The 20,513-nt window shown below is 37.5% G+C and carries 18 protein-coding genes and 1 riboswitch; of the genes, 10 read left to right on the forward strand and 8 right to left on the reverse strand.

The features are described 5' to 3' along the window. Nucleotides 1-82: 82 nt before the first annotated feature. The 4 genes from BM361_RS07705 (at nt 83) to BM361_RS07720 (ending at nt 6,447) form a co-directional block, all read left to right on the forward strand. Entirely contained in the window at nt 83-562 is a 480-nt protein-coding gene (locus tag BM361_RS07705) for an IPExxxVDY family protein (protein ID WP_038267555.1), read from the forward strand. Further along, complete coding sequence (gene pyk / locus BM361_RS07710; protein WP_038267552.1) at nt 555-2,000, forward strand: pyruvate kinase; 1,446 nt, start codon at nt 555-557, stop codon at nt 1,998-2,000. The genes BM361_RS07705 and pyk overlap by 8 nt, the downstream gene beginning before the upstream one ends. 91 nt (nt 2,001-2,091) lie before the next feature. After that, nucleotides 2,092-3,717 carry a sulfatase gene (locus BM361_RS07715; protein ID WP_254785762.1) on the forward strand — a complete coding sequence of 542 codons (1,626 nt, stop codon included), beginning with the start codon at nt 2,092-2,094 and terminating at the stop codon, nt 3,715-3,717. Nucleotides 3,718-3,828: 111 nt separating this feature from the next. Beyond that, a complete protein-coding gene (locus BM361_RS07720) occupies nt 3,829-6,447 on the forward strand; it encodes a hybrid sensor histidine kinase/response regulator (RefSeq protein WP_083425889.1) in 2,619 nt (872 codons plus the stop codon). Here the strand turns inward: BM361_RS07720 and BM361_RS07725 are convergent. After that, a complete protein-coding gene (locus BM361_RS07725; RefSeq protein WP_139226650.1) occupies nt 6,431-7,111 on the reverse strand; it encodes a LytR/AlgR family response regulator transcription factor in 681 nt (226 codons plus the stop codon). The two genes, BM361_RS07720 and BM361_RS07725, sit on opposite strands and share 17 nt — an antisense overlap. Nucleotides 7,112-7,223: 112 nt before the next feature. Here BM361_RS07725 and BM361_RS07730 point away from each other — a divergent pair, with 112 nt between their 5' ends. The 3 genes from BM361_RS07730 to BM361_RS07740 all read left to right on the forward strand — a co-directional run bounded on the left by BM361_RS07730 (nt 7,224) and on the right by BM361_RS07740 (nt 10,433). Beyond that, complete coding sequence (locus tag BM361_RS07730; protein WP_074978028.1) at nt 7,224-8,741, forward strand: vanadium-dependent haloperoxidase; 1,518 nt, start codon at nt 7,224-7,226, stop codon at nt 8,739-8,741. Between the two features lie 87 nt (nt 8,742-8,828). Next, the gene (locus BM361_RS07735) at nt 8,829-9,263 is read left to right on the forward strand and encodes a hypothetical protein (RefSeq protein ID WP_074978030.1); all 435 of its coding nucleotides are present in this window, start codon (nt 8,829-8,831) and stop codon (nt 9,261-9,263) included. Nucleotides 9,264-9,299: 36 nt separating this feature from the next. Then, on the forward strand, nt 9,300-10,433 hold the full coding sequence (locus BM361_RS07740) for a transporter (protein ID WP_074978032.1): 1,134 nt from the start codon (nt 9,300-9,302) through the stop codon (nt 10,431-10,433). A 107-nt stretch (nt 10,434-10,540) separates the two neighbouring features. On the opposite strand, the gene metE is transcribed toward BM361_RS07740, so the two are convergent. The 7 genes from metE to dinB all read right to left on the reverse strand — a co-directional run bounded on the left by metE (nt 10,541) and on the right by dinB (nt 18,735). After that, nucleotides 10,541-12,856 carry a 5-methyltetrahydropteroyltriglutamate--homocysteine S-methyltransferase gene (gene metE / locus BM361_RS07745; RefSeq protein ID WP_074978034.1) on the reverse strand — a complete coding sequence of 772 codons (2,316 nt, stop codon included), beginning with the start codon at nt 12,854-12,856 and terminating at the stop codon, nt 10,541-10,543. A 180-nt stretch (nt 12,857-13,036) separates the two neighbouring features. Continuing rightward, nucleotides 13,037-13,226, reverse strand: a riboswitch (cobalamin riboswitch). A gap of 158 nt (nt 13,227-13,384) precedes the next feature. After that, nucleotides 13,385-13,807 (reverse strand): DUF3995 domain-containing protein, encoded by a 423-nt coding sequence (locus BM361_RS07750; RefSeq protein WP_254785764.1) that lies wholly within the window; start codon nt 13,805-13,807, stop codon nt 13,385-13,387. A gap of 158 nt (nt 13,808-13,965) precedes the next feature. Then, nucleotides 13,966-14,463, reverse strand: a complete 498-nt coding sequence (locus BM361_RS07755; protein ID WP_038267530.1) for a YybH family protein — start codon at nt 14,461-14,463, stop codon at nt 13,966-13,968. Between the two features lie 129 nt (nt 14,464-14,592). Next, a complete protein-coding gene (locus BM361_RS07760) occupies nt 14,593-15,435 on the reverse strand; it encodes an SDR family oxidoreductase (protein ID WP_074978035.1) in 843 nt (280 codons plus the stop codon). Nucleotides 15,436-15,464: 29 nt separating this feature from the next. Beyond that, nucleotides 15,465-16,289, reverse strand: coding sequence for a 4,5-DOPA-extradiol-dioxygenase (gene ygiD / locus BM361_RS07765; protein WP_217643766.1), 825 nt, complete (start codon nt 16,287-16,289; stop codon nt 15,465-15,467). Between the two features lie 252 nt (nt 16,290-16,541). Beyond that, on the reverse strand, nt 16,542-17,117 hold the full coding sequence (locus BM361_RS07770; RefSeq protein WP_074978038.1) for a Crp/Fnr family transcriptional regulator: 576 nt from the start codon (nt 17,115-17,117) through the stop codon (nt 16,542-16,544). A gap of 520 nt (nt 17,118-17,637) precedes the next feature. Continuing rightward, a complete protein-coding gene (dinB, locus tag BM361_RS07775; RefSeq protein WP_038267522.1) occupies nt 17,638-18,735 on the reverse strand; it encodes a DNA polymerase IV in 1,098 nt (365 codons plus the stop codon). Nucleotides 18,736-18,762: 27 nt separating this feature from the next. Between dinB and BM361_RS07780 the strand changes: the two genes are divergently transcribed. From BM361_RS07780 to BM361_RS07790, 3 genes are read left to right on the forward strand one after another with little or no spacing between them, the layout of a single operon-like run. Beyond that, the gene (locus BM361_RS07780; protein WP_074978040.1) at nt 18,763-19,425 is read left to right on the forward strand and encodes an NAD(P)H-binding protein; all 663 of its coding nucleotides are present in this window, start codon (nt 18,763-18,765) and stop codon (nt 19,423-19,425) included. Continuing rightward, nucleotides 19,422-19,895, forward strand: a complete 474-nt coding sequence (locus BM361_RS07785; RefSeq protein ID WP_074978042.1) for a CYTH domain-containing protein — start codon at nt 19,422-19,424, stop codon at nt 19,893-19,895. The genes BM361_RS07780 and BM361_RS07785 overlap by 4 nt, the downstream gene beginning before the upstream one ends. Nucleotides 19,896-19,953: 58 nt before the next feature. Next, nucleotides 19,954-20,469, forward strand: a complete 516-nt coding sequence (locus BM361_RS07790; protein WP_074978043.1) for a YciI family protein — start codon at nt 19,954-19,956, stop codon at nt 20,467-20,469. The last annotated feature ends 44 nt before the right edge of the window (nt 20,470-20,513 follow it).

Raw genomic sequence — 20,513 nt, forward strand, 5'->3', positions numbered from 1 at the left:
TAAAATACGTCGCTTTAAACAGTACTTTAAAAGTTGTTTAGTCTGTTCTAGAATTATATCTTTACATTTCGGTGTAATTACTATGGCTGTACATAAACTTTTAGATGATTTATATGAACATAGTTATTCTTTAATAGCCATCCATAGTCCCCTAAAGGATTACAGGTTGGCTTATTTCATAAATCATCAGTTGTCTTTGAGGCTAAAAAGAACCAAAGAAGACTTTAGCTATATTGAGGATGCAAGCTTTAGTACTTTTCACCATAATGATGAAACTACCGATACAACTTGGCATCTGATCACAAATGTCTCTAAAATTGTTGCAAATGAAACAAGAGACGCGGACTTGTTTGGCGTAAAGTCAACAACCGTTGTAAAGTATTTGATACCAGAGTATAAAAAGGTAGACTATTTTTTAAAAATTGATAATGGAGATTTTTTCTATCAGCTAAAAGCAGCTATTAAGGCTATTAATGATTTAACGCACGTGGTTACTGCTTACGCTATAGATCCAAACCAACTAAAATCTAAAAATAATTTAATTTTCTTGAGTAATGCCTAACAGGAAAAAAACGAAAATTGTTGCTACCCTTGGGCCGGCAACAAGTAAGAAAGAGGTCATTAAAGAAATGATCGAAGCAGGAGTAAATGTATTTAGAATTAACTTTTCTCATGCAGACTATGAAGATGTAAAAGAACGTATACAAATCATACGTTCATTAAACGAAGAGTACGGATACAATACTGCAATACTGGCAGACTTACAAGGGCCTAAGTTACGCGTAGGAGTAATGAAGGAGGATGTGGTTGTTGATAAAGATGATGAAATAACCTTCGTAACAGGAAAGCCTTTTGAAGGTACCAAGGAACGCGTATATATGAATTATGCCGCCTTTCCGAAGGATGTAAACCCAGGAGAACGCATTCTGTTAGACGATGGGAAGCTTATTTTTGAGGTTGTTGCAACTGATAGAAAAGCCGAAGTTAAGGCCAAAGTTGTACAAGGAGGTCCTTTAAAATCGAAGAAAGGGGTGAACCTGCCTAATACAAATGTTTCGTTACCAGCTTTAACAGAAAAGGATGTTAAGGATGCAATTTTTGCCATTGGCCAGGAAGTGGATTGGATTGCGCTTTCTTTCGTGCGCCATAGCCAGGACTTAATGGAATTACAGGAGTTGATTAATGAACATTCAGAATATAAAATTCCTATCATAGCCAAAATAGAAAAGCCTGAAGGTGTAGAGAATATTGATAAAATTGTGGCCTATTGTGACGGATTAATGGTAGCCCGTGGAGATTTGGGTGTTGAAATCCCTGCTCAGGAAGTACCTCTTATTCAAAAACAATTGGTTTTAAGAGCTAAAAAAGCTAGAATTCCGGTTATTATCGCTACGCAAATGATGGAAAGCATGATCACCAGCCTTACGCCAACCAGAGCAGAGGTGAATGATGTTGCTAATTCCGTTATGGATGGTGCCGATGCGGTAATGTTATCAGGAGAAACCTCAGTCGGACAGTTCCCGGTTCAGGTAATTGAGCGAATGACCAGCATTATTCAAAGTGTTGAGCATTCAAGCTTAATTAAAGTGCCTCAGGAACCACCTCACATCAGAACAAAAAGATACATTACTAAATCAGTTTGTTATCATGCCGCTATCATGGCCAATGAAATCAATGCCAAAGTAATTTCGACATTGACCAATAGTGGTTATACGGCTTTTCAAATTTCAGCATGGAGACCAAGTGCTCATATCTTGGTGTTCACTTCGAATAAGCGAATTTTAAACCAGCTGAGTCTTCTGTGGGGGGTTAAAGCATATTACTACGATAAATATGTGAGTACGGATGAAACTATCGAAGATGTGAATAAAATAGCCTGTAAAGGAGGTTTCCTTAATGTAGGTGACATGATGATTAGTCTTGCGGCTATGCCAATCAAAGAAAAAGGAATGGTAAACACCCTGAGAGTAACAGAAATAGAACAATGTAGTTTCGAGTAATAATTTTGAAGAAAATTATATGAATAATACTAAGCCTGTTCTAGTCATATAGAAACAGGCTTTTGTTTTTTATAAACCAACCATTTTTTTGATGACTAAGATGAAAATTAAATTTATTTCACAGGCAATAGTAGGTGTCCTTTTTGTTTTTCTGGTAGGCTGTAAAGAAAATAGGGAAGGCCAGAACGATTATAACAATAAAGCAAAACCGAACTTCTTATTTATACTGGTTGACGATCTGGGCTATTCAGATTTAAGTTGTATGGGTAGTCAATTCTATGAGACCCCAAATATCGACAGTATATACAATCAAAGTATGATTTTCGAAAATGGCTATACCACCTGCGCCGTTTGTAGTCCATCAAGAGCAAGTTTGTTGACTGGTCAATTCCCTGCGCGCCACGGAATTACCGACTATATTGGAGCTCCTTCAGGAAAATCCTGGAGAAAAATGAATAGGTTCTCAAAATTGTTGCCCCCGGCATATAAAAATCACCTGCCGTTTGATAATAAAGTGTTACCGGAAGCGCTAAAAGAAGCCGGATACAGAACCTTTTTTGCAGGTAAATGGCATCTGGGTTCAAAAGAAGAAAAATCATTACCAACCGATCACGGATTTGATGTAAATGCTGGAGGATATGCTCCGGGTGGCCCCTATAGTGGCGGATACTTTTCCCCTTTTAATAATCCATACCTAACAGATGAACCCGAAGAAAAGGGGATGAGCCTGTCTATGAAACTGGCAAAAGAGACCGGAAAGTTTATTGAGCAGAATAAAGACACCACCTTTTTGGCATACCTTTCTTTTTACGCCGTACATGGTCCGATACAAACCTCCAAATTGAAATGGGAAAAATATAGAAATAAAGCGGAGGCTATGGGCATAGATAGTGTTGGGTTTAAAATGGAAAGAGTACTGCCTTACAGATTGAAACAAGATAACCCTGTATATGCCGGACTGGTCGAACAAATGGACGAGGCTGTAGGATATGTTCATGGAATATTACAAAAGAATGGATTAGATAAGAACACCGTCATTGTTTTTGTCTCCGATAACGGCGGTGTTGTTTCAGGCGATAATTATTCAACGAATCTTTTGCCGCTTCGGGGAGGGAAAGGATATCAGTGGGAAGGAGGTACTAAAGTTCCGTTTTTCATACATGTTCCATGGATGGAGAATAATGGGGTAAAAACCACCACGCCAGTTACGGGAGCAGACCTGTACCCAACCTTATTGGCCCTGGCCGGACAAGAACTGAAACCTCAGGAACATAAGGATGGTGTTAGTTTGTTGCCATTACTCGAAGGGAATACCATTGCCGAAAGACCTTTGTATTGGCACTATCCACATTATGGCAATCAGGGAGGAGAACCGCATTCAATTATCAGAGATGGCAATATGAAATTGATACATTATTGGGAAGATGGTCATAATGAACTTTACGACCTGAAGACCGATATCTCTGAACAAGCGAATCTGTCAGAAAGTCAAGTTGAACTAACAAATGAATTGGAAAATAAATTAATGGATTGGCTGAAGTCGGTCAATGCAAAATTTCCTGAAAAAGATCCGATGCACAATCCAGATTCAGCTCAAATTAGGCTTGATAATTATAAAAATAAACTCTTACCACGATTAGAAAAGCAGCGAAAGAAAATGCTGCAAAAAGATTTTGAACCGAATAAAGATTGGTGGGGTAGTCAGACGGTAGATTAATAAAAAACATTGCTGATATTTATGCGCTGACCTTAAAAAGTCAGCGCTTCTATTTTTTTTGGAATCAACTCAAATAAAACATAAATTCGTTTACCTTCAGGTATCGATCGGATGAAGATTAGACACTCTATAGTAACTCGAGCAGCTTTGTTTTTTACAGGGCTTGTTATCTTTTCAATATTATTGTCTGGATTTCTTATTTACGAAAGATCTTCCAAAGTAATAATCGATCATTCCAATAAACGTATTACCTATGTTTCACAATTAGCCGAACAATCATTTTATGCGCTGTTAAGAGAAGTGTCTAATGATATTGCCGTAATTGATTCGAGTCCCAGCTTACGTGAATATGTTGAAAATCCAACAGACAGAACCACCGAAAATATAGATGATTATTTCTATACCATTCTTCATAATAAGAAATCATATTTTCAAATACGTTATATAGGGATAGCAAATAATGGAAAAGAAATTATTCGTTTTGATAAAAAAAACGGACAAATACTGAAATCTGATGACCTTCAGGAGAAAGGAGACAGAGATTACTTTAAAGAAGCAATTAATATTGATGAAGGAGAATTGTACTTTTCAAAAATAAATTTGAATGAAGAGTATGGAGTAATTAGTGACCCTCAAACACCAACCCTCCGAGCAGCAAGTCCGGTTTTTTTAAATGGAGAAATTAAAGGGATTGTTATAATTAATGTCGACCTGGGAGATTTTTATACCCGGTTACAGCAGATATCAGGTTTAGAATCACAGCTATTCCTGATCGATGACGATGGACAATATCTTTACGCACGTAATCGCGAAAAAACCTTTGCGAAACAAAGACAATCGGAATTTAATTTTTTTGGCGATTTTAAAATAGACAAAAAAGAGATGGTTGAGAACGTTAAGATTCCTGAAATGATTAACGATGATTTTCTTAGCTATGTCACCGTGTTAAGTTATTTTAAGGGTAAAAGAACGATCTATATGGTCTCGTTGATAGATCGAAACACCTTGTTGAAAAGTGCCCGGGAGGTTAGGCTTGGGAGTATTAAAACCCTAATCCTGGTTTGTGTATTATCGATCATTATTTCTTGGGTCTTTGTAAAACTACTTTCCAAAAAGCTCAATCGAATTACCAAAGCTATCAGTAATTATGATAAGGGTGTAGTCTCTGATATAGATCTTCCCGTGTCTGAAAGAAACGAAATAGGTGTTTTGGCCGACGCATTTCTTAAAATGAAAAACAAAATAGATCAGAATGTTCAACAGCTCAATACCGCTTTAGAAAAGGAAAAGCAAGCTAAAATGCAACGTGATGAGTTTCTTCAAAACATGAGCCACGAAATGCGCACGCCACTCAACGCAATTCTGGGCTTTGTGGAGTTGTTGTATAAAAATGATCCTGCTAAATCACAATTACCAATATTGGATTCTCTCGGAAGAAGTGCAAGAAACCTGTCTGGATTGGTTTATGATGTTTTAGACCATAAAAAAATCGTGGAAGGGGCCCTTAAAATAGAATATCAGCCTACTAATCTTTTTAAACTTTTAAAGGAAATTTACGCAAGTTACCAATATGAAGCCCTGCAAAAAGGATTGAAATTTGAAATGGATATTGATCGTGAATTGGAAGCTAAAAAACTATTGACAGACCCATTAAGGTTGTCTCAAATAGTGACCAACCTGGTGGTGAATGCTATCAAATATACTGCAGAAGGCTCAATTAAACTCGAAGCAAAAATAATAAGTGAATCTCAGTTCCAGATAAAGCTGTTGGATACAGGTATCGGAATCAAAGCCGAAAACTTAAGCAAGATAAATGACCGTTATTTTAGAGAGCAAGATGAACTTTCAGGACGTTATGGTGGGTATGGCCTGGGTTTATCAATTGTGAAGCATCTGACAGGATTGTTCGGCGGAGAATTAAAAGCAAGTTCCCAAAAAGGAATTGGTTCAGAGTTTTGTGTAACCATGCCTTTGTTGGAAGTTTCCACGGAGATTACCGAAAAGAATAGAGTGGTTCAGGAATTTCCAATGCCAGTCCTTAAAAACCAATACGAGATCCTCCATGTCGAAGACGATCTTTCTACTATAGAACTCATTAGATTCACACTAAATGATCCGCAAATTAAGATAGTCCAAATTCGTAAGTTAGAAGAAGCAATCAGGTATGCGCAAGAAGAATCAGCAGATGTGATAATTACGGATTTGATGCTCGAAAGGAAAAATCTTAAAAAGCCATTGACAGACCTTATCCGATCAAAGAAAATTTCAACTCCCGTAATTGTAACTTCGGCTCTTGAAATAAATGAATTGAAAGCAGTGAGTGAGTATTATTTTCAAAAACCCTTTCAACCTTCAGAATTAAAAGACCTTGTTTTTAATGTGCTCGGTAAGAATGAATTCTCAACACCCGATTTTTCAAACATTTACCAGAATTATGACTACAAAACCGCCAAGATTAAACAGGTGTTGCAACTAATGCACGAAGAGTTTGAAACTTATTTGAATAGAATAAATAATGCGGTTGAAACAACAGATCAGGAAGAATGGGAAGCAATTATTCACAAGCTTATAACCCATATAAACAATTTAAATCTTCTATCGCTTTTAGATACATTACCCGAACAAGTGGAAAGGTTAAATCCTGATGCATTGTTCGATATCAGGAATTCCTTCGCATATATTTTATGCTGTATTAGAGCGGAAAAAAGACGGCTTAGTTTAGAAGGTTGATTTTTTTCAATAGATCCTTTTCATAACTCTGACTTACCGGAATATACTCCTCTCCAATAAAAATCGTATTGTTGTCAATAGCTTCTATTTTATTTAAATTAACAATATACGACCGATGTACACGCTGGAATTCGTCATTGAGCTTCATCTCAAGTTCTTTTAGGGTCATTAAAGTGAGAATCTTTTTATCTTTTAAAACAATTGAAATATAATTAGCTTCAGATTTAAAATAAAGTACCTCCTCCAGGTCGAGTTTAACCAATTTGTTGCGGTCCTTTATAAATAATCGCGAATCTTTACGCTGGTATTTGGAAAGGTAATTTTGTGCCTTTTGAAATCCTTTGTAAAATCTTGAGAAATTGATCGGCTTCACCAGAAAATCTACAATCTGATCATAATTGTACGAATCAGAAGCAAAATCCTTATTGGACGTGATCATTATAACAGCAGTACGATCCTCTATAATATTTAAAATTTCCTTTCCGTTAATATCCGGTAGGTTATAGTCAAGAAGAATCAGGTCAAAAGAAGAACTGTTAATGAGATTTATAGATTCAAATGCAGAGGTAGTAGCAGTGATGCTCGATATGTCATCAATTTTATTGCAAAAGTGTTTGAGCAAATCACACATTAAAAAATCATCATCAATAATTAAGCACTTCATCGTTTTATCAAATAAATCATGTGTTTCATCAAGCAATATAGCCAATCTAAATAAAAAAGAAATACCGTAAGCTTCAAATCCTTATTATTGAATATTAAAATCAACCAACAAGATGAAATTAAAATTAATTAAATTATCCCTATTAGCCTGTGTGATTATGGCTTTTGTGAATTGTAAACAGGGAAATGATCGTAAGAATGATGTTGCAGAGAATAAGCTAAATACCGAGGAACAAGCACTTGGTGAAAATAATGTAGCTTATCAATGGGCTCATACCGCTCTGGAGGCAACAGCCAATGACACTGATAAATTTAAACCTCGTCCAACCATTACTTCACGGTTCTTAGGTCTTATTTTTACTGCCATGTTTGATGCGTGGTCAAGATATGATGAAAAAGCAGCTACAGTATATCTGGATGGAGTTGAACGAAGACCTCAAGATGAGCAAACTATTAAAAATAAAGAGATAGCTATAAGCTATGCGGCATACAGGGCCATGAGTGAGTACTTTTACTCCGATAGTACATTGTTTAGGAATAAAATGAAGGAGCTTCAATTAGACCCCGATAATCATTCGCTCGATCCGACTACCCCTGAAGGAATTGGAAACCTCGCGGCTAAAATGGTCATTGAGGGTAGAAAAAATGATGGTTCAAACCAATATGGTGAAGTAGAAGGTTCTGATGGAAAACCTTATTTTGACTATACCGGATATAAACCGGTAAATGATGTTGAAAATAATACGGATATAAATAGGTGGCAGCCTAAATACTTTTCAGATGGTAATGGCGGACAATTTGCACCAGGATGTTTAACACCGTATTGGCAAAATGTAAAACCTCTACTGTTAAAATCATCAGATCAATTTAGACCTGGTCCACCACCAATGGTTGGTTCTGAACAATTAAAGGAAGAAGTAGCAGAAGTTGTTGAACTTCAGGCAAACCTTACCCCGGAAAATAAAGCCCTGGTAGAGTTTATGAGAGACGGACCGAAATCAGTTCAACAGGCAGGACACTGGTTAATTTTTGCACAGGACGTTTCAAGACGTGATAAACATACTTTGGATGAAGATGTAAAAATGTATTTCCTGGTTGAATCGGTTGCGATGGATGCATTCATAGCTTGCTGGGATTCTAAAATGCATTATGATTTTGCTCGCCCGTTCGCGTTAGTTCACGAATATTATCAGGATAAAACCATAAAGGCATGGGCCGGCCCTGATAAAGGGATGGTAGAAATGAAAGGGCAATACTGGAGACCATATTCTCCTGATACATTCTTATGTCCTCCATTTCCAAGTTATGTGTCTGGTCATAGTACCATTAGTGGAGGGTGCGCAGAAGCATTAAAGCTTTTTAAAGGAAGCGACGAGTTTGGTAGTGAAGTTGAATTAGTTCCAGGGGCACTGACAGAGCCTGACAATGTTGACGATCCGGTAGTCCTTAAATTTCCAACTTTTACAAAAGCAGGGGAAATGGCCGGTATCTCCAGAGTGATGGGAGGTTACCATATTCAGGCCGATAACATAGAAGGATTAGAATTAGGTAGAAATGTTGCCAGATATAATTATAAAAAGTTCCTTGAGTTAATAGGTGAAAAAGAGCAAATAGCTCAGGTAAACAAGTGATTTTTTAAAAAGAGCTACAAATAAGTAGCTCTTTTTTTATGACTTTTTTATTGAACACTTATTCGAATATGATTCAAATGAACAATCATGACTCGCTTAATAGCTAATATAAACAGAAGCAGGCTGCTTGCCTTTAGTATAGGATTAATCTATGTTTGGTTCGGGGTGTTAAAGTTTTTTCCACAGTTGAGCCCCGCAGATGCCTTGGCTAAACAAACCATTACCTTCCTTACTTTTGGAATATTGCCCGAGAGCATCAGTATATTTTTGCTCGCTATTCTTGAAGTTGTTATCGGAATGTTCCTGATTTTCAATTTTCAATTAAGAAAAATTGTAGTGGTAGCCATATTTCACTTAATAATGACTTTTGTGCCCTTGTTGTTTTTTGCAAACATATCTTTCGACAGGGCTCCCTTTGTACCTTCATTAGTAGGACAGTATATTATGAAAAATATAGTTATAATAAGTGCCCTTCTATTGGTGTATCCCGGAGACGAAGCTACCAAATTACAACAATCTTAAAATCACAGTTAAAAAATCTGCATAATCATATAAATTATGAATTTAAATTTTATAAGACGAATTGTCTTTACAGGTGTACTGTCTCTTTTTTGTAACCTGTATTATTCCAATGCCCAAGGATGTGTGGCAATAAGAGGATTCTCATCCTGCTCTGGTAGCTTAGGAACCGAAGGTTATCTGAGCTCTGGAGAATTTCTTGTAGGATCTAATAATCGCTATTTTGAATCCTTTAGACATTTCCGTGGTACGGAACAAGAAGAAAACAGAATTGAAGAAGGAACCAATGTTATTAATGATTCATACTTTTTCGATTTAACTCTCAATTATGGGGTTACCGACAGATTATATGCCAATTTACTAATCCCATTCGTTTCTCATGTAAGGTCATCAATGTACGAACACGGAGGTAATTCCTATGGCGATAGACATACTACACGTGCTGCCGGTTTAGCAGATTTAAGAATTGGCGGTGGATATTGGTTAATTGATCATGGAACCAAGCCTTTTAACTTTGCTTTTGGAGCAGGAATTAAACTGCCTACGGGAGATTATTCCCATACTGATACTTTTTATAATCAGGGTCAAGACAAAGATACAGAGGTGGAAGCGGTGGTAGATCAATCGATTCAACCTGGAGATGGAGGACTTGGGTTTAACCTCGATTTTCAGGGATACTATACCCTTTCACATAATTTTATGCTAACCACATCATTGTATTATTTAATTAATCCTGAAGAAACCAATGGTGTCTTAACAAGGAGAGGAACCAGCGAGTTCTCTGTGCCCGATCAGTATGCAGCTCAGATTGGTACCACCTTCTTTCCAATGGTAAAAGGACTAGCCTTTTATCTTGGAGGTTTGTTAGAAGGTGTGCCGGCTTCAGACTTTATCGGAGGTAGCGCAGGCTATCGAAGACCCGGCTATGCCATTTCAGTAGATCCGGGCGTTAATTATACCGTAAATAATCTTTCATTGCGTTTAAATGTTCCTTTTGCGGTTGAAAGAAATAGGATTCAAAGTTATGAGGATAAGATCAGAACCATAGAAACTGGTGAGTTTAGACAAGGCGATGCAGCATTTGCGGATTACCTGATAAACTTTAGCCTTACGTATAGAATAACCAAACATAAAACTAAAAAGTTTGATACGGATATACAGGTCTTAAATTAAAAGTTGAATATTAAATTTGATGATTATCTAACGGGTAATAAAACAAACTGTTAACTAAGTATATTTAAACCAGTCGGGCCATTTAAACCCGACTGGTATAGTTAATATTATGCCTCTATTTGATGTGTTTCTCTAAGCTTTATGGCGGCATTCACCATGGCTATAAGAGCATGCCTGGTTTCTTCCCACTTACGGGTCTTTAAACCACAATCAGGGTTCACCCATAACTGCTGAACCGATAATAGATTGATGGCTTTAGAAATGAGATTTTCCATTTCCTCCTGACTCGGGATTCTTGGGGAATGGATATCGTATACACCCGGCCCAATTTCATTAGGATATTTGAACTTACTGAATACTTCCAGTAACTCCATTTGTGAGCGTGAGGTTTCTATGGTTATAACATCAGCATCCATAGCAGCAATACTTTCTATGATTTCATTGAATTCCGAATAACACATATGAGTATGTATTTGTGTTTCATCTTTAACAACCGCTGCACTTAGTTTAAAAGCATCAACAGCCCATTTTAAGTATGCGCTCCAGTCTTTTTTTCGTAAGGGTAAACCTTCTCGGATAGCAGGCTCATCAATCTGAATGATGTGAATCCCTGCCTGTTCGAGATCTGCAACTTCATCCCTGATGGCTAAAGCAATCTGTTGAGTAGTTGTTTTACGAGGCTGATCATCACGAACAAACGACCATTGTAATATGGTAACCGGTCCGGTAAGCATACCCTTAACAGGTTTGTTAGTTAACGACTGTGCATAAGAAGTCCACTGAACCGTCATAGGAGATTTTCTGCTGATATCACCAAATATGATCGGAGGCTTAACCCCTCTCGATCCATAACTTTGTACCCAGCCGAATTGGGTGAATGCAACTCCATGCAACCGTTCACCAAAGTATTCAACCATGTCATTTCGTTCAAATTCTCCATGTACCAATACGTCTAACCCGATCTCTTCCTGCCAGCGAATAGCTTCTTCAATTTCATTTGCAATTTCCTTATGGTAACTTTCAGTGGTTATTTTTCCTTTTTTATGTTGAAAACGAAGTTGTCGTACCTCAGCTGTCTGTGGGAATGATCCAATCGTAGTAGTCGGAAATAAAGGCAATTGTAACAAAGCCTTTTGCTTGGTTTGACGAATGCCAAATGGGTGGCTTCGCAAGGTATCTGCCGCAGTAATATTCGCTACGCGATTTTTCACCTCTGGTTTATGAATTAATGTTGAAGAATCCCTGTCTTTAATAGCAGCTTTGTTCGACTCCAATTCTTTTTGATGCTCAGGGCTTGGGCTTTGATAAGAGAGATGGGCGATGGTGCTCACTTCATTCACCTTCTGTTTGGCAAATGCCAGCCAGCTTTTAAGAGTGGAAGGTAAGGTGTCCTCATCGTTTTCATTATCCAGATCAAATGGCACGTGAAGTAATGAACAAGAAGGAGCAATGACGATACGGTCTTCACCTATCACATTGATGGCCCTGTCAATAATTTGTAAGGAAGTCTCGTAATGATTCTTCCAGATGTTTCGGCCATCAATAACGCCTAAAGATAAATTCCTGTCGGTTGGAATTACATTCAGGATTACATCTAATTGCTCTGGAGCCCGCACCAAATCAATATGTAGCGTTTTAACAGGTAGCTCCATAACCGTTGTTAGATTATGTTCTATGCTACCAAAGTATGTGGCTAAGACCAAATCAATATCAGGGAAAGTAACGGCAATTTTTTCATAGACATATTGAAAGGCTTCCTTCTCATCTGCTGTCAGATCCATAGATAAAAACGGCTCGTCAAATTGTATAGTTGTAGCCCCGGCATTTTGTAGAACAGATAAGATATTCAGGTAAACAGGCAAAAGCTTGGCAATGAGTTCAATCCGGTGAAATCCTGCCTCTTTCTCCTTACCCAGCAAAAGATAAGTAACCGGACCAATAAGAACGGGTTTGGTCTTTATACCCTTTTCCAGGGCTTCGGTATATTCGTCAATTACTTTAGACGAAAAAAGATGAAACTCCTGATCTTTGGTGAATTCAGGAACAATGTAATGATAATTGGTGTCAAACCACTTGGTCATTTCCATAGCGATCAGGTCCAGCCCATTTTTTTGATATCCCCGGGCCATGGCAAAGTATAAATCGGTTTTTGAGACACGATGGTTTAACAGAGGTTCATAGCGATCAGGAATAGCACCAACGGTAAGAGACATATCCAATACCTGGTCGTAAAAAGAAAAGTCGTTGGAAGGAATCCAGTCGATACCCGCCTCTTGCTGAAGACTCCAATTAGATTGTTTAATCTTAGAACCCGTTTGGAACAGCTCTTCTTGGGTAATCTTACCTGCCCAATAGGCTTCACAGGCTTTTTTTAATTCTCTTTTGGCACCAATTCGCGGGTAGCCAAGAATTTGTGTAATCATACGTTTGTGGTTTTAAAAATGATACATAACATTTAAAAAACTTTACACTACGGTATGCCTGCAGATTTAAAGATGTCTTTACGGATAAATACCGGCATACAGGGATAACCCCACCTTGGGGATCCAAATAACAAACGGTAAAATATCAATATTCGATCCTTGCTTTAAATCGCGAAAGCAAAATCATTATGATGTAAGGCAGGTCTCCTGGCTTGTAACGTTTTTATCTTCCTTCCCGTCCTATGGTGGTTAGACAGTGGATACTTTAGATAAAACCTTCAATGTTACTTACAGTTGCGCGTCAGCTTGTGATTTGCACACAATTCCCTATTAATCAACTTTACGTTCAACCTTAATCAAATTGACAAGTACTGCAAAATTTCTAAGACAAATGTATGGCAAATTTAATTCTCATAATAGCAGAATAACCTTAAAAATATAACAGCAGGTTATTAGTTAATAATTGAAATTTAGTTGACCTTTTTAATTACGGATCAAGGATTGTTTTACAATCACATCAAATGCGTTTTACTGAAATAATTGTATCAAAATACCAATAACAGCAATCAGTAAACACAATGGTGAAAAAAGTTTTGTGTCCATCTTGCCAAATGGAGTATGCTTTATTTTTTTGAAGAATCCAATGTATTTAAATTCACCGATAGCACGGAGGAAAAAAATAGCAGGAATGATCCAACCGCCATAGCTGTATATCCATTCCGGAAGTCTGAACATAACGAATCCGGAGGTGTTAAGGTAAAACAATCCAAAAGTAAGTAAACCCGCTCCTACAATAGCACTGTCTGCTTTTTTGGGGTGTAAAACGCGAATTCCTTGTTCGTTGGTTGGCAAAGCCACAGATAAACCAAAATTACCGCCAAGAACCCAGTTAAAATGTATAATAGCCAGGACTATAAAAACAAAGCTTAGAATTAAGGATAGCACCATCATAAAATTAAAAAGTCTCTTGAATCAATGCGTTAAGTAAAAAAGAAATTCGTGATTAATTGGCTATCAAATTTAATCAATCGTCAAATTTTTTACTGTATTTTATGGTAGGAAATTAAAAAGTTTAAATCATGATTGTTTCTTAAGCTATATATTAATGGTTATTCATGAGATAGATTGCTGTTAAAAATGTCTCTTAACAAGTGCCACTCTCCATCAACCTTTTTCCATAACACGATATATTTTCCCTCGTCTACTTTGTCTTCTCCTGAAAATAATTCAAAGGCCCCTTCTTCCGTTACAAACGTTTCGTTTCCCCATACTTCGATGGTGGTTAATTTAATTCCGGAAATCCCTGAATTCAATATTCCTGAAAAGACAGAGGTGATACTTTCTCTTCCTTCATACGATGGAGCTTCAGGCATCATGAACTTGCCATCCGTAGTGTATAAATTAGAAAGTCCAACGGAATCCCCTGCCGCCAATCTTTCCGTGTATTTCTGGTTCGCTGCCTCGATCTCTGCCTTCACCACCTCCAGATCAAATGCCGGGGCAGGTGAAGTATTAGAAGACTCTTTAGTGGTGTTTTTGCAACTGCCGATTAAAAGAATTAAAACTAAGAGAGTCAGGCTTTTTGGTAAAAAAGATAAATTTTTCATAATTGATTTTTTTTGAATTCCGAATTTGGTTGGTTTTCAGGATCCTTAATAAAAAAAAAGCCTATCTAAGTTACTGGTAATAAATCAGATAAGCAATTTTTTTACACTCAGGTTTATGGGGCTGTTTAATTATAAAACAGATTTCACAGAGGCTGCCATCGAGGTAGTAGGGCGTCCAATTAATTTGGATAGCTGTTGCGAATCATCAAATAAATCTCCTTTTGATGCACCCACATCCCAACTTGCAATACCTTGTGCAAAAACAACGGGGATGTCAAAGCTTTCAAGTATTTTTGCGTACTCAGCTTCAGGTAAGTTCTTATATGGTATGTCCCTTCCTGTTTGTTTAGAAATCTCAGCAGCCATATCACTTAAGGTGTATGAATGATCCCCCGCCAATTCAAGTACTTTCCCTTTATAAGTTACATCATTCAATACAGTAGCTGCAGCTTCGGCAAAATCTAATCTTGCAGCAGATGATATTTTACCCGAATCCGCACTCCCGATAAATGCACCACTCGCTAAAGCTCCTCCAACCGAACCGGTGTAATTTTCTGTATACCACCCGTTTCTTAGAATTGTAAAATCAAGCCCTGATGTTTTTATAAGTTTTTCGGTTTCCAAATGTTCTCCGGCAAGATTTAAGGTAGAAGTGTCCGCATGTAGTAAACTTGTATAGACCAGCCAATTTACCTTTGCCTTTTTGGCGGCATCGATTACATTCTTGTGTTGTCGGGCACGTTGCCCGATTTCATTAGCAGAAATTAATAATAACCTGTCTATTCCAGCTAATTGCTCTGCTAATCCTTCCGGCTTGTCGTAGTCAAAGGATCGTGCTTCCACTCCTAATTCTTTTGCTTTTTCAGGATTGCGAACCAATGCTACTACATGATCATTTCCAACATTCTCCTTTAATTGCTGAACAACCAACCTTCCTAATTGGCCTGTTGCTCCTGTAACTCCTATTTTCATTGCTTCTAAAATTTAAATGTTTAGTTTTCCTAACCGATTTTTAAAGAGGTCATGGTCAATGACCCGCCAACCGGTTCGTCATTAAATATTTTTAATTCATCTTTATCATCCTGTAAGGCCAGGGCATAAAGTAAAGGCAGATAATGCTCCGGAGTAGGGATCGATAAATTGAAGGCGCTACCCTGTTTTGAATAGTTTATTAAAGCTTGATGATTGCCCTCTAAAATGAATTTCTTCATCTTATCATTGGCCTCATTCGCCCAGTCAAAACCAAAATTCTCATTAAGCTTTTGCCAATGAACCATACCAAGGTTATGGACTAAATTACCGCTACCTACAACCAGAATACCCTTATGGCGCAAAGAAGCGAGCTCCTTGGCAAGATCGTAATGTTCCTGCGGGTTTTTGCTGTAATCCAAACTTAATTGAATAACCGGAATATCAGCCTTGGGATACATATGCCTGATCACCGTCCAGGCTCCGTGATCCAAACCCCATTTTTCATCCAGAGACACCTCCGAAGTCTTTGTTATGTTCTTTATTTCATGGGCAAGTTCGGGCATCCCCGGAGCAGGATATTGAATTTCATAAAGTTCTTTTGGGAAACCGCCAAAATCATGAATGGTAGCAGGATGTTCCATTGCGGTTACCTTGGTCCCTTTTGTTTCCCAATGAGCAGAAATCACAACAATTGCTTTGGGGATTTCTATTTCTGTCGAGATGTTTCTAAACCCCTGAACAAATTCATTCTCCGCAATGGCATTCATCGGACTTCCATGTCCTAAAAAAAGAACGGGCATTTTAGAGGAGCTGCCAAAGGCATCGGTGATCTTATGTAGGTGTTTTAAATTCATTCCAACCATTGTTACAGGCACTGAGGCCAATAGTGTTTTTAAAAAAGTTTTTCTGTTCATTGACAACTGTTTAAGTCAAGGATAGTATTGCAGTACATTATAAAATTTTACTTTGATAGAGATTGTTTTAATATGTTTAAAGCTGTTTTTTTGTACAATACAAAAGTAGCTCAGCCTCAGGTCATTTACACTTGATCTATGGTAAGAAATTGAGTTGATGTTTGTTAAGAATTCTGTATAGAACCCTGGGATTTACTTCTGTCTTCTAATTCGACTAAGACTTTCAGGAGTGATGCCAAGATATGAAGCAATGTATACCAGTGGGACCCGTTTAAAAACTTCAGGATGCTCTTTGAGCATTTCAGAATATCGATCCATGGCAGTTTCCCACATGGTTGCATTGAGTCGACTTAGCGCATTTATATAGGCTTTTTGGAAAAGAATGCGAAAATACCTTTCAAGCTGAGGTATCTCGATGAGCAACTGCTCAAAACGCTCATGAGAAATTCTCAATAAATGAGAATCTTCGATCGCTTCAATATTGTATTTGGAAGGTTGTTGAGAAAAGAAACTTTCCAGGTCGCTTATCCAGTTATTATCCATCCTGATTTGATAGATATGCTCAACACCCTTTTCGTCTGTATAGAAAGAACGCAAGCATCCTTGGGTAATAAAATACAGGTAATCGCAGATTTCTCCTGAAACAAGGAGATCCTTCTTCTTTTTGACGCGTACAGGCTCGAAAGCAGCTAAAATTGCCGTTTCGTCTTTTTCCGTTAAATGAGACCACTTATTAATATAATACAGCAGTTTATGATCTTTTTTCATTTTGAAAGGCTTGATGAACGCAATTACAAAATTAATAGAAAAACATAAAAGGAATGGTCCCCGCAATTAACCTTAGAGTTCCGATAAATAGAGCCCGATCAAACAAAAAAATTTATGGTATTATTTAAATGGAATCTGTAAAAAATAAATCTAGGTTGTACGGGTTGAGCTACCGGTGTTTCAAGCTGATACAATAGAATCTGTATGTGTTTTTAAAAAAAGAAAAGTAGGATGAGTCTATAAAAAGGGATCGTGGATTGTAACATCCTCTTTAAAAACTTTCAGCTAACAAATGACCTCTTAATAATCGGTAAAAACTTAATACTTAGAGCGATGTTAAAGCAAGGATTATGTAGACTATATTCTATGATATCCCCATGTTATCCCCATATTATCCCTATATTATCCCCATAATATCCTTATACAACTTTATCCGTACGTCACGGAAAAGACATGCATATAAGTTGTATTTAACCTTCCTGTTTAAGCTAAATTCAATAGGTTAATATGACTACGATGATTAAAAATCAAATTGTAATTGAACAGAAAGAGGCTTTTCGGGTAGTGTTGTTTTCTTTTCTGTATTGAGGTTGGAAAGCGAAATACCAAGTAACCTTACGGAATTCTGTGGTTTCTCCTGGTAAAGCAGTTCTTTTACGGTATCAAAGATCATACTTTTATCTGCTATATAATAGGGGAGGGTTCTGCTTCTGGTTTGCTGAGCAAAGTCGCTATATTTTATTTTTAAGGTAACCGTTTTACCGGCAATCTTAGATTTTTTGAGTCGTCGCTCAAGTTCATGAGCTATCTTTTCCAGCTTTTCAAGCATAAAGACTTCACTGCTCAGGTTTTCAAAGAAAGTATGTTCCGTTCCCACCGATTTAGGAATGCGATGCGGTTTGACCTCACTATTGTGAACACCCCTAACGACCTGATAATAATACGATCCGCTCTTTCCAAAGTGCTCATTTAAGTATTCGATAGACTTTAGCTTAAGCTCCTTACCGGAAAAAATACCAAGTTGATACATTTTTTCTGCCGTAACCTTACCAACCCCATAAAACTTCCGGATATCAAGTGCTTCTAAAAAAGATTCAACTTCTTCCGGAGGAACAGTTTTTTGTCCGTTAGGTTTATTGTAATCGCTAGCAACTTTTGCAATGAATTTATTTATAGAAATTCCAGCTGATGCATTGAGTCCAATTTCTTCCTTAATGCGCTGCCGTATCTCTTTCGCGATAAGAGAGGCTGAAGGAATGCCTTTTTTATTGTTGGTTACATCGAGATATGCTTCATCTAATGAGAGCGGTTCAACCAATTCAGTATATTCCAAAAATATCTTCCTGATTTTTTGAGATAACTCTTTGTACCTATCAAACCTTGGCTTTACAAAAATAAGATGTGGACATTTTTTCTTGGCCAGATAACCACTCATAGCACTTTTTACACCATATTTCCTGGCTTCATAACTGGCAGCGGAGACTACTCCCCGTTTTTCACCACCACCGACAGCAACTGGTTTGCCCCTAAGTTCCGGATTGTCCAATTGTTCAACCGAAGCATAAAAGGCATCCATGTCCACATGAATTATTTTTCTATCTGAAGGAGGTTGTTCCATAAAGCAAATTTAATGTAATTTAGGTGTATGAATAAGACAGCCATCATAATTGGTGCTACTGGTTTAACAGGGGGGATGCTTTTGGAGCTTTTGTTGGAGAGTGATACCTATGAAACCGTAAAGGTTTTTACCCGAAAGCCCTTGAAAAAGCAACATGATAAGATAAAAGAGTATGTGATGGATCTATTAGATCTGGAATCTTATCAGGATGATTTTAAGGCAGATGTAGTGTTCTGCTGTGTTGGTACCACAGCTGCTAAAACACCCGATAAAGAAATTTATCGAAAAATAGATTACGGAATACCTGTGGCGGCAGCTTCTCTGTGTCAGAAGAATGATATAGATACATTTATGGTAATTTCGGCTCTTGGAACTAATGTTAATAGTCGAGTATTTTACAACCGAACTAAAGGCGAAATGGAAGAAGCTGTATTGCAATGCAGAATCCCTCGCACATTTATTTTACAGCCATCGCTTATTGGAGGAGAAAGGGAAGAAAAACGTACGGGTGAATACCTCGCTAAACAATTAATGAAACCAATGAATTGGTTCATGATAGGGCCCTTGAAAAAGTACCGTTCCATTCATCCGAAAACCATTGTTAAAACCATGGTATGGTTGGCAGACAACGACTATGAAATGACCAGGATAGAAAGTGATATTATACAAGAAATAGCAAAAGGAATATGATAGAAATTGAACGTAAGTTCTTGGTGACCTCTGAGGATTATAAAAAGGAGGCAAATGTTAAAAAACGTATTGTACAAGGATTTTTAAATTCGCACCCAAACAGAACTGTAAGAGTACGAATTAAAGCAGACAAGGGCTTTTTGACGGTGAAAGGTAAATCTTCTGCAAATGGAACGATGCGTTTTGAATGGGAGCGTGAAATACCCTTGTCTGAAGCTGAGTCTCTTTTAAGATTATGTGAAGAGGGGGTAATAAGCAAAGTTCGGTACGAAGTGGTTTGTGGAGCGCACACCTTCGAAGTAGATGAGTTTCATGGAGAAAATGAAGGGCTGATTGTTGCCGAGGTTGAACTTAAGAATGAAGATGAAAGTTTTGAAAGACCCGGTTGGTTGGGAGAAGAAGTAACCGGACAAATAAAATATTATAACTCCCAATTAAGTAAAAAACCATTTAATAAATGGAACGAATAACATCTTAAGTAGCGAAATTTAAAATTGCGAGTAATTAGCGCATAAATTCACATTATATATGAAACATTTGATATTATTTATAGGAATACTGGCTTTTGTGGCTTGTAAGGAAGAAAACCCTTCAAAAAACGATACCGAAATAATAGAAGCAATTACGGCAGATATTATTGAAGATGAAGTGCAACAATCAGTAACGGCTGTTAAGCAGAATTTACAGGAAAAAGGTTATCAGGTATTCGATTATGTAGACCCGAAATCTCAGGATACAATTTTAATGCAGCAATATTTTATGGCCTTTTTGAAGAAAGGACCTTCCCGTTCTCAAACTAAAGAAGAAGCGGATAGCTTGCAAAAACTACATTTGGCACATTTAGGCCGGATGTATGAAGAAGGATTCGCAGATATATCAGGACCTTTTGGTGATGATGGTGAAATAAGAGGAATAACAATTTATAACGTGCCCACATTAGAAATGGCAGATAGTCTTGCCAATATGGATCCAATGGTTAAGGCAGGAAGATTGGTTATTGAAATACACCCGTGGTGGGCTGCTAAAGGGTTTCCTTTACGATAAAAAAGAGAACTGTCCTGCCAAGAGACTAAAAAGACAGGACAGTT

This window comes from Zhouia amylolytica, assembly GCF_900116365.1.
In the GTDB taxonomy this organism is placed as follows: Bacteria; Bacteroidota; Bacteroidia; order Flavobacteriales; family Flavobacteriaceae; genus Zhouia; species Zhouia amylolytica.

Excerpts from the sequence above, each read along its gene's own strand:
- BM361_RS07705 (WP_038267555.1), top strand. The coding sequence starts at position 83 with ATGGCTGTACATAAACTTTTAGATGATTTATATGAACATAGTTATTCT.
- pyk (WP_038267552.1), top strand. The coding sequence starts at position 555 with ATGCCTAACAGGAAAAAAACGAAAATTGTTGCTACCCTTGGGCCGGCA.
- BM361_RS07715 (WP_254785762.1), top strand. The coding sequence starts at position 2,092 with ATGACTAAGATGAAAATTAAATTTATTTCACAGGCAATAGTAGGTGTC.
- BM361_RS07720 (WP_083425889.1), top strand. The coding sequence starts at position 3,829 with ATGAAGATTAGACACTCTATAGTAACTCGAGCAGCTTTGTTTTTTACA.
- BM361_RS07725 (WP_139226650.1), bottom strand. The coding sequence starts at position 7,111 with ATGAAGTGCTTAATTATTGATGATGATTTTTTAATGTGTGATTTGCTC.
- BM361_RS07730 (WP_074978028.1), top strand. The coding sequence starts at position 7,224 with ATGAAATTAAAATTAATTAAATTATCCCTATTAGCCTGTGTGATTATG.
- BM361_RS07735 (WP_074978030.1), top strand. The coding sequence starts at position 8,829 with ATGACTCGCTTAATAGCTAATATAAACAGAAGCAGGCTGCTTGCCTTT.
- BM361_RS07740 (WP_074978032.1), top strand. The coding sequence starts at position 9,300 with ATGAATTTAAATTTTATAAGACGAATTGTCTTTACAGGTGTACTGTCT.
- metE (WP_074978034.1), bottom strand. The coding sequence starts at position 12,856 with ATGATTACACAAATTCTTGGCTACCCGCGAATTGGTGCCAAAAGAGAA.
- BM361_RS07750 (WP_254785764.1), bottom strand. The coding sequence starts at position 13,807 with ATGATGGTGCTATCCTTAATTCTAAGCTTTGTTTTTATAGTCCTGGCT.
- BM361_RS07755 (WP_038267530.1), bottom strand. The coding sequence starts at position 14,463 with ATGAAAAATTTATCTTTTTTACCAAAAAGCCTGACTCTCTTAGTTTTA.
- BM361_RS07760 (WP_074978035.1), bottom strand. The coding sequence starts at position 15,435 with ATGAAAATAGGAGTTACAGGAGCAACAGGCCAATTAGGAAGGTTGGTT.
- ygiD (WP_217643766.1), bottom strand. The coding sequence starts at position 16,289 with ATGAATTTAAAACACCTACATAAGATCACCGATGCCTTTGGCAGCTCC.
- BM361_RS07770 (WP_074978038.1), bottom strand. The coding sequence starts at position 17,117 with ATGAAAAAAGATCATAAACTGCTGTATTATATTAATAAGTGGTCTCAT.
- dinB (WP_038267522.1), bottom strand. The coding sequence starts at position 18,735 with ATGGAACAACCTCCTTCAGATAGAAAAATAATTCATGTGGACATGGAT.
- BM361_RS07780 (WP_074978040.1), top strand. The coding sequence starts at position 18,763 with ATGAATAAGACAGCCATCATAATTGGTGCTACTGGTTTAACAGGGGGG.
- BM361_RS07785 (WP_074978042.1), top strand. The coding sequence starts at position 19,422 with ATGATAGAAATTGAACGTAAGTTCTTGGTGACCTCTGAGGATTATAAA.
- BM361_RS07790 (WP_074978043.1), top strand. The coding sequence starts at position 19,954 with ATGAAACATTTGATATTATTTATAGGAATACTGGCTTTTGTGGCTTGT.